This is a genomic window from Rhodococcus sp. ACS1 (genome assembly GCF_002300155.1).
Taxonomy (GTDB): domain Bacteria; phylum Actinomycetota; class Actinomycetes; order Mycobacteriales; family Mycobacteriaceae; genus Rhodococcus_F; species Rhodococcus_F koreensis.
In genome coordinates this window covers 86,697-100,042 of record NZ_NSDZ01000007.1, presented here as the reverse complement: position 1 = coordinate 100,042, position 13,346 = coordinate 86,697, and the positions used below count along the sequence as shown (strand labels likewise).

Here is a 13,346-nt window from a genome sequence, read left to right as displayed (position 1 = left end):
CGATGGCAGAAGAGGAGCCACCTCCGTTGCCGGCACCCGAGATCGCGGAGATCGCAACGCGTGACATTGCGCAATTGACCGGCAAGAAACCCCTGGGTGCCACATCGGTCATGCCCACCGACGACGGCTGGACGGTCGAGGTGGAAGTGGTCGAGGATCGGCGGATCCCGTCGTCGACGGACATGCTCGCGTTGTACGAGGTGGTCGTCGATCTGGATGGAGAACTGTTGTCCTACCGCAGAACCCGCCGCTACATCCGCGGTGTCGGTGACAGCGGGAGCACGCAGTCATGACGATCGCCGGCGGCGGTACGAGCAACCTTCCGCAGAGTTCGGGCGGCGGATTCGGCGGCGGGCATCAGTCGACGAATCTCGGCGAGATCCTCGAGCGGGTGCTCGACAAGGGGCTCGTGATCGCCGGAGACATCCAGGTCAACCTGCTCGACATCGAACTGTTGACCATCAAGGTGCGGTTGGTCATCGCCTCGCTGGAGACGGCAAGGGAGGTCGGGATCAACTGGTGGGAGAACGACCCCTGGCTGACCGGCAAGAGCAGCGACCTCGAACTCGAGAATCGAAAGCTCAAGGAGCGGATTGCCGCACTCGAGTCCGACAGGTCGGTCCGCCCTGCCGTCGAGGCCGCCGACACGGTCGAGGTGGAGGCGAGGCGTCAGGAGCGCGACGATGACCGCGGATGACGGTGTCTGGCTCTACAGCATCACGACGGACGGCGTCGGCGATGCGCAACTCGCCGGGGTCACCGGCGTGGCAGGCGAGCCGGTCCGGGCGGTGACGTCGTCGGGTCTGGTCGCGGTGGTGGGGACGGTGAGCCTCGGCGAATTCGGGCAGGAGCCTCTGCAACGCAAACTCGAGGACCTCGACTGGCTCGCCGCAACCGCGAGAGCCCACGACGCCGTGGTGGCGGCCGTGTTGCGCAACGGCCCCACCGTTCCGTTGCGATTGGCGACCCTCTATCTCGACGACGAGCGCGTCCGCCGCCTCCTCACGGAACGACAGGAGGAGTTCGGTGCGACGCTGCGCCGGGTGACCGGTAGGAGCGAATGGGGCGTCAAAGGATACGGCGACGCCAAGACGCTGTCGCAGGACGTGAAGGAGGAGCCGCCCCCGACGGGTGCGGCCGGAAAGGGAACCGCGTATCTACTGCGACGCCGTGCGGAATTGAGCGCGCAGCAGGACGTCGAACGCAAAGCGGCCGGCCACGCGGGAGAAATTCACACCGCGCTCCTGGACCGGGCCGTCGACGGGGTACGCCGGCAAGTCACCGACCCGGTGCTGACCGGCAAGCGGGCCTGGATGATCTTCAACGGCACCTACCTCGTCGACAATGATCGCGTCGAGGGTTTCGCTGCACTCGTCACGGCACTCGACACCCAACGTCCGGGCATCACATTGGAATTGACCGGACCGTGGCCGCCGTATTCGTTCGCCGGGATCGACGGGTGAGCCATGAGTGAGATGGTCCCCGCGGACGACACTCGACGCATCGCGCTCGTCGATCTACTCGACCGGGTGCTGGGCGGCGGTGTCGTCATCACCGGTGAGATCACGCTGTCGCTCGCCGACGTCGACATGGTCCGCATCTCCCTGCGCACGCTCATCGCGTCGGTGAGCGCACTTGTCCCAGATCCGGCCGAGCAGGATTCCACCGATGGCTGAGCCCGAGCCTGTCGATTCGGATGTCCCGAGCGACATCGGTCGCCGGGTATTGCCGCAGCGGATCGACGCGGATCCCGAATCGGTCGAGAAGGGCCTGGTCACCCTCGTGCTGACGATCGTCGAGCTACTGCGGCAGTTGATGGAACGGCAGGCGCTGCGCCGAGTCGAGCACGGCGATCTCAGCGACGACCAGATCGAACGCATCGGGACGACGCTCATGCTGCTCGAGGAGCGCATGGCGGAGCTGCGTGATCATTTCGATCTCACACCCGAGGACCTGAACATCGATCTCGGACCGCTGGGGCCGCTGCTGTCGAACGAATAGGCCGGACCCTGAAAGCGTCGTCGATATCAATGTTTGAGGGCGTTCTTGATCTTCTTTCCGGCGTCCTTGACCTTGTCTCCCATCTGCTTGGCGTTGCCCCTGGCCTGTTCTTTGCTCCCCTCTGCTTCGAGGTGGGCGTTGCCGGTGGCCTTGCCGACCGCCTTCTTGGCGGCGCCCTCGGCGGTTTCGACCTTGTGCCGGATCTTCTTTCCCATGTTCATGACGCTGTCCTGTCCTCTGCGGTCCCTCCCGATTGCCCTGCGCCACCGGTTTCAATCACGCCCCGTGCGGCGTCGCATCCGATCGTGCGATCACCGCCGCAGCAACAGCGCGCTGTCCCCGAACTCGTGCCACAGGTATCCGCGCGCGAGTGCCTCGTCGTAGGCGCGTCGGACGGCCGCCGCGCCCACCACCGATTCGAGCAGCATCAGGTGGGAAGCCCCGGGCGCGTGCCAACCCGTGATCAGCCCGTCCACCACGCGGGCCGGCCGCCCCGCGCTCAGCACCAGGTTCGTCCAGCCCCCGCCCGCCACCGCCAGCCCGTCCGGCGTTGCCCGGGTCTCGAGAGCCCTGGTCACCGTGGTGCCGACCGCGATCACGCGCCCGCCCGCCGCGCGACGATCATTGATCAGCCGCGCCGTGTGCTCCGGCACCTCGTACCGCTCGGGGATCGGCGGCTCCCCGCGCTCGGGCGAGGACACACCCGTGTGCAACAGGATCGGCGCTGTCACCACCCCCGAGGTCGCGAGATCGGTGACGATCGGATGCGTGAACGGCCGCGCGGCGCTGGCCATCTCGGCGCTCCCACCGGTCCGGCCGAAGATCGTCTGGTAGTAGGACAGGGGCCATCGCTCGTGGACGTACGCGTACGTGATCGGACGGCCCGCGGTGGCGAGCAGTTCCGCGGCTACGTCCGTGACGCCGTCGACCGAGGCCCGCCACAGCCGGGTCGAACCACGGGGCCAGGGCTCCTGGAGTGTCGCAACGGCGCCGCGCGACAGCCTGATCCGCGTTCCCTCCGTGACCGAGTCGAGGGCTCCGGATACCGGGCCCGGCGCTCGCACCTCGACCGCCCAGTCGCCACCCTCGAGTTCGGTGGAGAAGTGCACGACCACCGGTCCTACCGTGTCGACGGTGCCGTCCATTGCCGCGGCCAACGTCGCCGACGCGTTCACCACCACCACGTCGCCCGGCCGGAGAAAGCGGGGCAGGTCGTGAAATGTGCTGTGCACCAAGTTGCCCCGGTCGGACACGAGCAGCTTCACCGAGTCCCGCAGCAGGCCCCGCTCCTCCGGCGGGCCGCTCGCCTCCAACCGCTGCGGCAGGACGAACCGGAATTCGGTCACGGAGTCGCTGCCCGACCGGGTCACGACGACACTCCGGTGTTCGCGGCCGCGACGTCGGATGCACGGTACCGGCCGCTGGGCGGTCTCGTGTCGAGCAGCCTCAGCAGGGCCGGGACCACGGTCTCCGGCTCGGGCCGATCCGAGATGTCCTCGCCGGGGAACGCCGCCTGGTGCATCGCGGTGCGCATGTCGCCGGGATCGAACGCGTAGATCGCGAGATCCGGCTCCTCGACCGCCAGTACCGCGGTCGCGTGGTCGAGCGCCGCCTTCGCCGCACCGTAGCCGCCCCAGCCCGCATAGGCCTCGACCGCGGCGTCCGACGAAATGTTGATCACGATGCCGTCCGCGGCCTTTATCTGCCCGATCAGCGCGCCGATCAGCGCGAGCGGGGCCAGTACGTTCGTCGTGAAGACCTGGGCCAGTGCGTCCTCCGGGTACCGGGTCAGTGCGGGCATGGGGCTGGGGCCGAGCGCGCTGGCGTTGTTGAGGAGCAGGTCCAGTCGCCCCTGCGCCTCGATCACCTCGGCGATACGCTCGCGATGCCGCGGATCCGTCACATCACCGGGGACGGCGGTGATGGTGCTCCCCCGCGAGGCGACCCGATCGAGCGGTTCGACCCGCCTTCCGGTGACGATCACCTCCCAGCCGCGCTCCGCGAGCGCGAGTGCGCTCGCCCGTCCCAATCCTGCCGATCCCCCAGTGATCAGCGCCGTTCTGGTGCCGTTCATCGCGGACTCCTTGCCTCCAGTGACATCTGGCACCATCTTGAAACCTGAAGTCCACTTCATGTCAAGGGCCGCTGTCCTGCGGGGCCGGTCCGGGCGGGGCGCCCGCACCGAGGGGTGGGATTCCGAGGTCGATCGGACGATAATGAGTCCCTACCGTGAGACGAATGCGCCACGTGCCACGACCCGCGCTGAAGCCTGCGAGCCGAACCGGGGCGCCAACAGAATCGAGAGTGACTTCGCATGAACACAGTCGCAGTGCGCTCGGCGATCGCAGCGGCCGCTGCATTCGCCGCCTTCGCCGCACCCGGTATCGCGGCCGCAGCACCGAACCTGCACGGGGATCCGACGACTCCCGGCACCCAGGTTCAGGTGGAGAGCGAGCCGGGCGACTCGAACAGCTACACCTGTGGGGCAGTCGGCGTCGCGGGAGCCGGAGTCGGCTCGAATTCCTCCGGTAGCGCCGGTTCGGTCAACGGCGCCTATTTCGGACCCGGCCCCGTCCAGGGCGGCTGCGTCGGTAGCGACGGGTCGGTCTACTTCCCGACCGGCAACGCCGAGTAACAGCGCGCCGCACGCGATATCTAGATCCGCGTGACGGTCGCGAGCCAGGCCGGTGCGCCGTCGCCGTGGAATCGCGTGTGAATCCGGTCCGGTTGGATGGCTGCGATGGTCCATCCGGCTCCGGGGTTGAACGCTGCTCTCAACTCCTCCCGGCTGACGGGGTGCGGGCCGGCATCGGGTCCGTCATCACTGAAGCACAGCACATACAGGATCCCGTCGGGTTCGGTCACCGAGGCCAGACTCGCCACGTAGCCCGGCCACTCGCCGGCGTCGAAGGTGTGGAACAGTCCGCAGTCCAGCACTGTCGCGAACCGGCGTCCCAGCGTCTCCAGCCGGAGTGCGTCGGCCGCGGCGAACTCTATCTCGATCCGACGATCCTCGGCCTTTGCCCTAGCGATCGCCAGCGCCGTCTCTGCCACATCCACGCCCACAACCGACAGTCCCAGCACGGCGAGGTGAAGTGCGTTTTCGCCGGTTCCGCAGCCCGCGTCGAGGACCGCTCCGGCGAATCCGCCCTCGGATGCCACCCGCACGATCGCCGGCTGGGGCCCGTCGATATCCCAGGGCGCACGGCCCTCGTGGTACGACGCATCCCAGGGCAGCCCCGTCATCCGCTCGTGGCTGGTCGGTTCCCGACCGCCGAACGGATCGTCGGCTGGAGGTCCTGATCGCTCCGACACCACCGCCCCCTTCCTGCACCCGATCGCGCCAACCCATCGTGACACGGCAATGCGTGACACTCGGCCGGTTCCTCGTACACGCGATCCGCTCATTCGCCACCGTCGCAGGCCGTCACATTCCTCACAAGGTCACGGCCCGCACCCGGAGGTTCGGGTGCGGGCCGTGCACGAAGGGATGAACGAACCGCACCTTCGGCGTCTGGGTCAGAACGTTCCTACCGATACGGTCCGACGACCCCCTTGATGCTGATCTGAACTCGAGTTGTTCGGTGAAGGGTGAGATCCAGCCGTCAGGTCTGCGTAAGCATTTGGGCGGCGGTCGCGGAACAGGCCCCAACTCGCTCGCTGAGTGCGCAGCTGCTCCAAATCGTATTCGTGAAGGATGACGCCCTCGCCGTCGCCGCTGAGTTCCTCGACGACTTCTCCCCGTTGATTTGTCATGAAGGATTGTCCGAAGAAGTCGATGTGCGTGGAACCCTGGCTTTCGCAGCCAACCCGATTTGCGGCCACTACGGGCATCATGTTCGCGGCAGCGTGTCCGCGTTGCACGTTCTGCCAATGGGCGTGTCGCAGAGCAGTGTCCTGCAGGTCTCCCGGTTCCGTGGCGTGTTCACCGTGACCGTCATCGGCGATGGGACTCGATCCGATTGCCGTGGGGAAGAGCAGGATCTCTGCGCCCTGCAACGCCATGATCCGTGCCGATTCGACGAACCACTGATCCCAGCAGATGCCGACGCCGATGGTGGCGTAACGCGTGCGCCACACCGACAAGCCGGTGTCGCCGGGATTGAAGTAGAACTTCTCGTGATATCCGGGACCTTCCGGTATGTGAGTTTTCCGGTACGTTCCGAGCTTCCTGCCGTCGGCGTCGATGATGGTGACGCTGTTGAAGTACTTCTGGCCGTCACGTTCGAATGTGCTCACAGGGAGGACGATCTGCAGTTCATGGGCGAGGTGACGGCACAGTTCGACGGCCGGATTCTCGTCGATGGGCACAGCGAGGGCGAAGTACTCGTCGCCGAGGGTCTGGCAGAAGTACGGCGTTTCGAACAGCTCAGGGAGGGCTACGATCTGAGCACCCGAGTCGGCTGCGTGGCGCACGAGTCGTTCGGCCGTCTCGAGGTTCGTGTGCGGGTCCCAGGTGCAGGCGAACTGGGTGGCCGCCACGGTCACCGACCGTGGGTTCGTTGCGAGGGTGTGTCTCATTGGGCGTTGCCTTCTACTGGTGGGTGTACTGGCTGGTGGTGTCGGAATCGGATTCGGTGTCGGGGCTCGACCGGCTTTCGGGGTCCGGATCGGCCTTCGATTCGCTCAATCGGTCGAACAGCTGGCCGACTCGGTTGCGTTCGGTATCGTTCATCGGCGCCGAGTAAGTCACCGCCACATAGACGGCAGCGTTGACGGCCAAGGCTGCGACGCCGGAGGTCAGGCCCCCGAGCCATGGGATCGACACCGGGTAGAGCCACTGCAGCACGGCTGCCGTAGCGAAGCCACTCGACATCGCGGAGACTGCCGCGGCTGCAGTGCCTTTCCTCCAGAAGATGCCCAGGAACAGGGTCGGGGCGAGTTGGCAGATGCCCTGGTATGAGATGAGAGCGAGGGTGATCAGTCCGGAGGAGATACCGACGGTGGCGGAAGCGCCGAGGGCCGCCAACAGCGTCAGCACCCCCACCGCGATGCGTCCGATCCTTGGATCGGTGACCCGAACCCCCTTGGCGACACCGATGATATCGTTCGCGGTCTGAGTGCCGAGCGCCTGAAGGTTGGCGCCGACATTGCCCATGGTGGCCGCGACCACGCAAATGCCGGCGACGGTGATCAAGCCGATGCCGCCGACACCGGCGGCGATGAACCATACATCGTCGGGTGCCTCCGCGACACCGGGGACGCTGGACGCTGCGATCGCCATCAGGGTCAGTGCCGCCCCGAAGATCAGCAGGACCGGCGCCGCCTGTACCGCCGAACGTTTGATCGTCGCGGCGCTTCTCGCAGTGAAGAGTCGAACAAAGATGTCCGGCCAACACCACCCTCCGAGCGCACCGGTCAGTATCAGCGACGAAAGGTACAAAGGCCCCAAGGCGCTCCCCGGACCCGGCAACTCGAAGTGGGTCGGGTCGACGTCACCGAATCCGTGGCCGTTACTGACCAGCCAGGTGAGCAGGCCGAGAATGACGAGGGTGCCGACGAAGTAGGCGACGATTCCCTGCACCATGTCGCTGATGATCACACCGCGCATCCCGAATCGGATTGTCCAGATCTGTCGCAGCCCGATCACCATGATCCCGATCAGAACGGCGGTCGCTCCGCCGATTCGCCCGAACGACAGGTACTGGAACACCAGTGCCAGCGACTGCATCCCCAGAACGATCCACGGGAAGGATGCAGCGATGCCGATCAGCGCTGCGACCACCCGCACGGCTCGTGAGTTGTAGCGGGCGCCGAGGAGATCCGCCTGAGTTCGCAGGTCGTACCGCTTACCCCAATCGTGCACGGGTTTGGCGAGGAAGAACATCAGCACGACGGCGAGCAGCGAATAGATCAGTGAGTAGAAGCCGATGACCCCCGCGCCCGCCGCGAGACCTGCAAACGAGATGAACATCGTTCCGGGCAGCCAGGTGTTGAGGAACGCCATCGTTCCGAAGAACGATCCGAACGAGCGTCCTGCCGTCGCGTATTCGCTGAACGTCGCGTCTTTCCGCTTGGTCAGCTCCAACGCGGCAACGACGATCAGGAAGAAGACGGCGACGCTGCCATATCCGACGAGCATGTTCATCGACGATCACCGGGGTCCGAGTCGAGGGCGAACATTACGAGCAGGCTCAGGGTGATGGACACACCGGCTGCGAGGAAGTACCCCATCGACAGCAAGGCGGTGCCGTTGCCGGCAAGCCAATGCAGCGGCGGCGCCAAGCCGACGGCCAAATCGAGCATCAGCAGCCCCGCGATGACAGGGGAACGCCACCTACTCGCGGGCGAGCGGGTCGAATGTGTCATGTGCAAACTCCGAGGTAGAGCCGCCGAAGGCGGATGCCGGAACGTTCCGGCACGCATTAATCGTGCTCGTAACCCATGTCACATGTCAAGAGGTGTTACCGAGGTTTCCCGAATCGCTGGGTCGGTAGGATCGGGGCATGCCCACAGTGACGATCGTCGATCTGGCTCGCGAACTCGGCCTGTCGAAGACGACGGTGTCCGATGCATTGGTCGGATCCGGGCGGGTGTCGGAGGCGACTCGCCAGCGGGTGATGACGGCCGCGCAATCGATGGGGTACGTGTCGAATCGGGCAGCCCGGTCTTTGCGTCGGCGAAGCACCGGGGCTTTCGGGTTGTATATCCCGTCCGAGGTTCGAGGATTGTCCTTCTACATGCATTTCGCTTTCGGGGCGGCGGACGCGGCGGCGGCGGTGGGGCGAGATCTCACACTGCACACGCGAACGTCCGAACATTTTCAGGTCGACGGCGCGGTCGTCATCGATGCCCTGGACGAGGATCCGGTGGTCGAGAGAATGCTCAGCGCATCGATCCCGATAGTCTTTGCCGGGCGAAGCGGCCCACTGCCCACGGAGCCGCAGGGAACGATCGAGATCGACCATGCCGCGGTCGTCGATTTCGTTCTTGGGCAACTCGAGTCAACGGGAACGCGGCGTCCAGGATATATCGGCTTGGAGTCGTTCCACGGCCCCAGGTGGGCGGCGGACTCGGCGCGCAGCTTTGAACAGTGGTGCCTGCGAGAGCGCTTCGAGCCGCTTGTGTTCAGTCTGCCAGCCGACCCGAGCGAGGCCGAGTTGTTCGCCGTTCTCGAGAGGTTGGTCGGCGAATGTGAAGTCGACGCAATTGTTTTCGGACCTCAAGGATTGGCAGCTCGCGCCGTGCCGATGCTGCACGCGCTGGGGAAGGCGCCCGACGCCGACAGCGAGAACGGTTTTCGGGTGGCATCCCTTGCAGGTGACCCGGTCAGCGAGTTGGGAAGTTCGCAGATATTCGCAGTGGATCTCGCTCCTCGCAGTTTCGGTCGAGAGGCCATGGAGCTCCTCGTCGAGCTGTCCACCTCACTGCCGGCCGCGCCGCTACACCGATATCATTCGGCGAACCTGTCACGCACGTCTCCCTCGTCTGTGCAGTAATGGAATCAGGCCCTCCCCACTTACTTGCCCTCGAACTCCTCGCTCAGAGCTCGAGCAATCGCTGGAAGAACTCGCGATAGCGCTTCAGCGCAAGACGAAGGTCCTCCGTCGAGCCCTCTTCACCTCGGGCCCACTGCTCCTCGAGCCGCGAACGCGCCTCCGAGAACCCGGTCGTGATCCGGTCGACGACGTCCGACACGAGACCGTCCGCCTTCTGCACACACTCTCGGGGATCGTCGACGAAGCCCGCCTGAACCTCGTCCCAGCGCAAGCGAAGAACCGAAAGTTCATCCTCGGCGAACAGTGTCTGCCCGACCGGCGTGTCGGCGTCCTGTGCGGACGGTCGAGCCCCCTCGGCCGACGCGGGTCGGGCCTCGCCCGCCGAGTCCGGGACCTCCGTCGGCCGCTGGACACCCTCGGCCGGCGCGGCGGCAACCTCGGGGGCAGATTCGGTTGTTCCGGTGGGTGATCCGGTTCCCTCGACCGCCGAGGCGGGGTTCTCGGTGGACGTTTCGCCGCTCCCGGCCGGGCTGGTGCCCTCGGGTTGCCGGTCTGGGGTTGTCATGCGCGCGTCTCCTTCGACTCGTCCTTGTTCGGCTCGTCTTTGCTCTCATCCGTCTCGAGCAACTTCTCGAAAAGTTCGCGGTAGTGCACGAACGCCTCCCGCTGTTGCTCTGTACCGATGTCGCCCTGCTCTTGCGCGAGATAGATACCGTGCGCCGTGCGGTAGTTCTCGACGACCTTCGGGTGGTCTACCGAAATGTCGGCCGCGCGCTGATCGAAGTCGTCGATCGGGTAACCACGTTCGCGCATGACGTGTATTACGAGCCGGTCCGCAGCGGCGACCGCGCTCGACGGGTTGTCGACGAACTCGATCTGAACCGTCCGCCAGGAATCGGTGTACTTCGCGCGCGCCTCGGGTGGCAGCGGGACGATGTCGAGCTTCTCCCGCTTTCGTTCGCGGGCGGCGAGCTCCTTCTCGGCGGCGCCTTGGTCGCCCGCCTCACCGACCGTCCGCTCGTATTCGGGGCCGAACCGCCCTTTCAGCCGTTCCGTCCTCTTGCGACTGCTGATCGAGCGGGACGCGAAGATCGCCAGCACCGCGATCACGACGAGCACCGCGATCAAGATCCATCCCCAAACAGGCATTTCCTCAAACCTCCTCGTCCCTCGACCGTGTACCCCGATGGCTCATTCGAAAACGGCGCCACCACTGCGGACCCTTGCGTCCGCGCACACCGGTGGATTGTTCGAATGTCTTAACATAGACTCATGGCATGACCGTAAAGATTGGAATTGCCGGGTACGGCCTGGGTGGCCGGTATTTCCACGCGCCGTTCATCGAGGCGGCGGAGGGAATCACACTGGGCGGCATCGTGACCCGCTCCCCCGACCGCGTCGCCCAGGCTACCGCCGACTTCCCCGGAGTGCCGGTGTTCCCGAGCCTGGGCGAGCTCATCGATTCCGGCGTCGATGCCGTCACCATCACCACCCCACCGCAGACGCGACGCGAACTCGTGCTCGAGGCGGTCGGGCGGGGTGTGCACGTGGTCGCGGACAAGCCGTTCGCACCGGATGTCGCGACGGCCTCCGAGTTGATCGCCGCCGGCGACGAAGCCGGGGTGCTGCTCAGCGTTTTTCACAACCGTCGCTACGACGCCGATATCCGCACGCTGAAGTCGGTGTTGCCGCGGCTCGGCGACATCTGGCGTGTCGAGTCGCATTTCGACCTGGACGGTGCCGACACCCTCGAAGCGGGCCCGACCGGTGGGCTGTTGCGGGACATCGGCGCACACGTCGTCGACCAGATGCTGTGGTTGCTCGGTCCGGCCGAGCGGGTGGACGCACATCTCGATTACGTCGACCGGCCGGAGGGACGCACCGACGCCGGCTTCGTCGTCAACATCACCCACCGCAGCGGCGTCTATTCGACCGTCTCGTCGACCAAGGTCAACCATCTCGAGGGACGGCGGCTGCGCGCGTTCGGCAGTGCCGGCAGCTATGTGGCGGACGGCACGGACGTTCAGGCGCAGGCGCTGTTCGCGGGGAGTCGGCCCGTCGACGATCCGACCGGGTGGGGTCTCGAACGACCGGAACGGTGGGGTGTCCTTCACACGGCGCGAGGACCGGAAACGATCCCGTCTCAGCGGGGTGCGTATCAGGACTATTACACCGAGTTCGCGGCGGCAGTGGCCGGCGCCGGCCCGCAGCCGGTTCCGGCGCGCACCGCACTCGGCACCATCGCGGTGCTGGCGGCGGCACGTGAGGCCGCCGAGACCGGCCGCACGGTCGCCGTGCCGCCCGTCGACTGACGGGCAACTACTGCCGCTGAACCGCCGCGGTGCACCAAGCTCACGGGGCGAGGCACTCCTCTACGAAAGCCAACTGCCGCAGTACGTACGCACGTGCCCCATGGTGCAGTTCGATCGAGTGCCCCGCTCGGGTCCACCGAGTCTTGCCGCCGGAGGTGCCGCCTCCGGCGCGACCGCCCGCGACGACGGCGTCGAATCCGTGTTGCCGGAGGAAGACGTGACCGGCCGCCATATCGAGCAGCGCCTGCTCGTGCAGCAGCGTCAGATCGTTGCCCGTGGTGCGAGCGCCCTGCGTCCACACTGCGCATCCGCAAGCGAGGAACTCGGAAACGAGCACGTGAGCGATGCGCGAGTCTTCTAGGCCTGCAACGGAGCTGCACCAGACGGCGTGACGGCATCCGGTGGCTCGCCGGTCGATGACGATGTCCTGATCGGCGGTGATGCGGAATTTGGGGCCCACCGTGTCGACTGTGATTGCCGGGTCCTGTATTGCGACGTCGGTGAGCCGACGTTCTCCGGAACTCCGAGGACGTAGAGTCGGCTCAGCGTGCCGAGGAGAGGAATTCGGCGACAGCCGTGTTGACCGGATCCGGTCGCTCCATGTTCGTTGCGTGTCCCGCACGCGGGACAACGATCGACGCCCCCTTCGGCGACAGTGCCGCGGCCGCCTCCGCGTGTGCCGACGGCCAGAATTCGCTCTCGGAACCGGCGACGAAAAGCACCGGAAGATCACTCGAGCGGATTGCCGGACGCCAATCGCGTTTCGCGTGGTCGTTCAACAAGGCGAGTTCCGGTTGCGACAGTTTCCAGTCGACGCGGCCCATCGCGGCGATGAAACGGACCAGCCGCATCCCGCGCTTCCAGATCGGGGTGCCGTGGCCGGTCGAGGGAATTCCGTCCTCGAAGAACGTGTCCACCCCGTCCCCGTCGTAACCGTAGAACCCGTATTCCCAGTCCGGTGTGTTGAGCATCCTCGGTGTCTGGTCGACCACGACCGCGGCGCGAAGCCGCCCCGTGCCGTACGTGTCGACATACGACCAGATCGTGTTCCCGCCCATCGAGCCCCCGATCATCGCCGCATCCCGGAGGTCGAGTTCGTCGAGGAGCGCGTGCACGTGGTCGGCCCGTGTCTGCATCGTCGTTCCGTGCGGCATGGCCGGAGCAGTCCCGTGGCCCGGCAGATCCACGGCGACGACGCGGTGGCCGGCCCGGATCAGCGACGGGATCTGATAGCGCCACGAGGTGGCGGGCGCTTTGAACCCTGCCAGCAAGATCACGTTCGACGAGGACCGGCCGCCGTCACCGTGCACGGTGTAGTCGATTCGAGCTTCGCCGGATTCGATGGATGGCACCTTTTCTCCCGTCGCCCTCCTGCCAGGTGGCACGGTGTCCGCCTGCGTCACTGCGACGGTAGTACAGCGCGAGGGAGACAATCCATGGAGAACTTCTCCATGGCACAAGCATTCCTGTGTGGAGTTCAGCCCGGCTTTGTGGGAGGGCCACGTTGGCGGAATTCGTCGACCACCGGGTGTAACGTTTCGGGCCCTCACGGACACCATTCTTGTAGCTGTGGACGTCGGGTCCACGCATTCGG

General features: G+C 66.0%; 18 protein-coding genes and 2 pseudogenes. 9 read left to right on the top strand and 11 right to left on the bottom strand.

Going from position 1 to position 13,346, the window contains the following annotated elements; translation table 11 throughout:
- Positions 1-2: 2 nt before the first annotated feature.
- From CJ179_RS31970 to CJ179_RS31950, 5 genes are read left to right on the top strand one after another with little or no spacing between them, the layout of a single operon-like run.
- Positions 3-293, top strand: coding sequence for a gas vesicle protein (locus tag CJ179_RS31970; RefSeq protein WP_072943466.1), 291 nt, complete (start codon positions 3-5; stop codon positions 291-293).
- On the top strand, positions 290-697 hold the full coding sequence (locus CJ179_RS31965; RefSeq protein ID WP_095864106.1) for a gas vesicle protein: 408 nt from the start codon (positions 290-292) through the stop codon (positions 695-697). The genes CJ179_RS31970 and CJ179_RS31965 overlap by 4 nt, the downstream gene beginning before the upstream one ends.
- Positions 684-1,463 carry a GvpL/GvpF family gas vesicle protein gene (locus CJ179_RS31960; protein WP_095864105.1) on the top strand — a complete coding sequence of 260 codons (780 nt, stop codon included), beginning with the start codon at positions 684-686 and terminating at the stop codon, positions 1,461-1,463. The genes CJ179_RS31965 and CJ179_RS31960 overlap by 14 nt, the downstream gene beginning before the upstream one ends.
- Before the next feature lie 3 nt (positions 1,464-1,466).
- A complete protein-coding gene (locus tag CJ179_RS31955; RefSeq protein WP_072943463.1) occupies positions 1,467-1,676 on the top strand; it encodes a gas vesicle protein in 210 nt (69 codons plus the stop codon).
- Positions 1,669-2,001, top strand: coding sequence for a gas vesicle protein K (locus CJ179_RS31950; RefSeq protein ID WP_072943462.1), 333 nt, complete (start codon positions 1,669-1,671; stop codon positions 1,999-2,001). The genes CJ179_RS31955 and CJ179_RS31950 overlap by 8 nt, the downstream gene beginning before the upstream one ends.
- 26 nt (positions 2,002-2,027) lie before the next feature.
- Here CJ179_RS31950 and CJ179_RS31945 read toward each other — a convergent pair whose 3' ends face one another.
- From CJ179_RS31945 to CJ179_RS31935, 3 genes are all read right to left on the bottom strand, one after another.
- Positions 2,028-2,222, bottom strand: coding sequence for a CsbD family protein (locus tag CJ179_RS31945; protein ID WP_072943461.1), 195 nt, complete (start codon positions 2,220-2,222; stop codon positions 2,028-2,030).
- Positions 2,223-2,312: 90 nt separating this feature from the next.
- Positions 2,313-3,371: an S-adenosylmethionine:tRNA ribosyltransferase-isomerase gene (locus CJ179_RS31940; RefSeq protein ID WP_072943460.1), complete on the bottom strand. Its 1,059-nt coding sequence runs from the start codon at positions 3,369-3,371 to the stop codon at positions 2,313-2,315.
- Entirely contained in the window at positions 3,368-4,075 is a 708-nt protein-coding gene (locus tag CJ179_RS31935) for an SDR family oxidoreductase (protein ID WP_095864104.1), read from the bottom strand. The genes CJ179_RS31940 and CJ179_RS31935 overlap by 4 nt, the downstream gene beginning before the upstream one ends.
- 240 nt (positions 4,076-4,315) lie before the next feature.
- Here CJ179_RS31935 and CJ179_RS31930 point away from each other — a divergent pair, with 240 nt between their 5' ends.
- Positions 4,316-4,636, top strand: coding sequence for a hypothetical protein (locus tag CJ179_RS31930; protein ID WP_072943458.1), 321 nt, complete (start codon positions 4,316-4,318; stop codon positions 4,634-4,636).
- A gap of 20 nt (positions 4,637-4,656) precedes the next feature.
- Here the strand turns inward: CJ179_RS31930 and CJ179_RS31925 are convergent, their stop codons facing one another.
- The 4 genes from CJ179_RS31925 to CJ179_RS50725 form a co-directional block, all read right to left on the bottom strand.
- Positions 4,657-5,247: a class I SAM-dependent methyltransferase gene (locus tag CJ179_RS31925; protein ID WP_095864332.1), complete on the bottom strand. Its 591-nt coding sequence runs from the start codon at positions 5,245-5,247 to the stop codon at positions 4,657-4,659.
- 273 nt (positions 5,248-5,520) lie between these two features.
- Positions 5,521-6,522 carry a nitrilase-related carbon-nitrogen hydrolase gene (locus CJ179_RS31920; protein ID WP_083395883.1) on the bottom strand — a complete coding sequence of 334 codons (1,002 nt, stop codon included), beginning with the start codon at positions 6,520-6,522 and terminating at the stop codon, positions 5,521-5,523.
- A gap of 13 nt (positions 6,523-6,535) precedes the next feature.
- Complete coding sequence (locus CJ179_RS31915; protein WP_167372228.1) at positions 6,536-8,089, bottom strand: sodium:solute symporter family protein; 1,554 nt, start codon at positions 8,087-8,089, stop codon at positions 6,536-6,538.
- Positions 8,086-8,310 (bottom strand): hypothetical protein, encoded by a 225-nt coding sequence (locus tag CJ179_RS50725; RefSeq protein WP_143051476.1) that lies wholly within the window; start codon positions 8,308-8,310, stop codon positions 8,086-8,088. The genes CJ179_RS31915 and CJ179_RS50725 overlap by 4 nt, the downstream gene beginning before the upstream one ends.
- Positions 8,311-8,447: 137 nt before the next feature.
- On the opposite strand from CJ179_RS50725, the pseudogene CJ179_RS54105 reads away from it, so the two are divergent.
- Positions 8,448-8,585 (top strand): annotated as a pseudogene (locus CJ179_RS54105) (LacI family DNA-binding transcriptional regulator); the annotation flags it as partial.
- A gap of 84 nt (positions 8,586-8,669) precedes the next feature.
- Entirely contained in the window at positions 8,670-9,440 is a 771-nt protein-coding gene (locus CJ179_RS31910; RefSeq protein WP_257015890.1) for a substrate-binding domain-containing protein, read from the top strand.
- A 43-nt stretch (positions 9,441-9,483) separates the two neighbouring features.
- On the opposite strand, the gene CJ179_RS31905 is transcribed toward CJ179_RS31910, so the two are convergent.
- A complete protein-coding gene (locus tag CJ179_RS31905) occupies positions 9,484-10,005 on the bottom strand; it encodes a hypothetical protein (RefSeq protein WP_095864103.1) in 522 nt (173 codons plus the stop codon).
- Entirely contained in the window at positions 10,002-10,589 is a 588-nt protein-coding gene (locus tag CJ179_RS31900; RefSeq protein ID WP_095864102.1) for a hypothetical protein, read from the bottom strand. Before CJ179_RS31900 ends, CJ179_RS31905 begins: the two co-directional genes overlap by 4 nt.
- A gap of 128 nt (positions 10,590-10,717) precedes the next feature.
- On the opposite strand from CJ179_RS31900, the gene CJ179_RS31895 reads away from it, so the two are divergent.
- The gene (locus CJ179_RS31895; RefSeq protein ID WP_072943449.1) at positions 10,718-11,752 is read left to right on the top strand and encodes a Gfo/Idh/MocA family oxidoreductase; all 1,035 of its coding nucleotides are present in this window, start codon (positions 10,718-10,720) and stop codon (positions 11,750-11,752) included.
- 343 nt (positions 11,753-12,095) lie between these two features.
- Here CJ179_RS31895 and CJ179_RS31885 read toward each other — a convergent pair.
- Both CJ179_RS31885 and CJ179_RS31880 read right to left on the bottom strand, forming a co-directional pair.
- A pseudogene (locus tag CJ179_RS31885) lies at positions 12,096-12,298 on the bottom strand (hypothetical protein); the annotation flags it as partial.
- Positions 12,295-13,104 carry an alpha/beta fold hydrolase gene (locus CJ179_RS31880; protein WP_095864101.1) on the bottom strand — a complete coding sequence of 270 codons (810 nt, stop codon included), beginning with the start codon at positions 13,102-13,104 and terminating at the stop codon, positions 12,295-12,297. The gene CJ179_RS31880 and the pseudogene CJ179_RS31885, both read right to left, overlap by 4 nt.
- Positions 13,105-13,346: the final 242 nt, after the last annotated feature.

Bases quoted from the DNA above. Each gene is read 5' to 3' on its own strand.
- CJ179_RS31970 (WP_072943466.1), top strand. From the start codon at position 3: ATGGCAGAAGAGGAGCCACCTCCGTTGCCGGCACCCGAGATCGCGGAG.
- CJ179_RS31965 (WP_095864106.1), top strand. From the start codon at position 290: ATGACGATCGCCGGCGGCGGTACGAGCAACCTTCCGCAGAGTTCGGGC.
- CJ179_RS31960 (WP_095864105.1), top strand. From the start codon at position 684: ATGACCGCGGATGACGGTGTCTGGCTCTACAGCATCACGACGGACGGC.
- CJ179_RS31955 (WP_072943463.1), top strand. From the start codon at position 1,467: ATGAGTGAGATGGTCCCCGCGGACGACACTCGACGCATCGCGCTCGTC.
- CJ179_RS31950 (WP_072943462.1), top strand. From the start codon at position 1,669: ATGGCTGAGCCCGAGCCTGTCGATTCGGATGTCCCGAGCGACATCGGT.
- CJ179_RS31945 (WP_072943461.1), bottom strand. From the start codon at position 2,222: ATGAACATGGGAAAGAAGATCCGGCACAAGGTCGAAACCGCCGAGGGC.
- CJ179_RS31935 (WP_095864104.1), bottom strand. From the start codon at position 4,075: ATGAACGGCACCAGAACGGCGCTGATCACTGGGGGATCGGCAGGATTG.
- CJ179_RS31930 (WP_072943458.1), top strand. From the start codon at position 4,316: ATGAACACAGTCGCAGTGCGCTCGGCGATCGCAGCGGCCGCTGCATTC.
- CJ179_RS31925 (WP_095864332.1), bottom strand. From the start codon at position 5,247: ATGACGGGGCTGCCCTGGGATGCGTCGTACCACGAGGGCCGTGCGCCC.
- CJ179_RS31920 (WP_083395883.1), bottom strand. From the start codon at position 6,522: ATGAGACACACCCTCGCAACGAACCCACGGTCGGTGACCGTGGCGGCC.
- CJ179_RS31915 (WP_167372228.1), bottom strand. From the start codon at position 8,089: ATGAACATGCTCGTCGGATATGGCAGCGTCGCCGTCTTCTTCCTGATC.
- CJ179_RS50725 (WP_143051476.1), bottom strand. From the start codon at position 8,310: ATGACACATTCGACCCGCTCGCCCGCGAGTAGGTGGCGTTCCCCTGTC.
- CJ179_RS31905 (WP_095864103.1), bottom strand. From the start codon at position 10,005: ATGACAACCCCAGACCGGCAACCCGAGGGCACCAGCCCGGCCGGGAGC.
- CJ179_RS31900 (WP_095864102.1), bottom strand. From the start codon at position 10,589: ATGCCTGTTTGGGGATGGATCTTGATCGCGGTGCTCGTCGTGATCGCG.
- CJ179_RS31895 (WP_072943449.1), top strand. From the start codon at position 10,718: ATGACCGTAAAGATTGGAATTGCCGGGTACGGCCTGGGTGGCCGGTAT.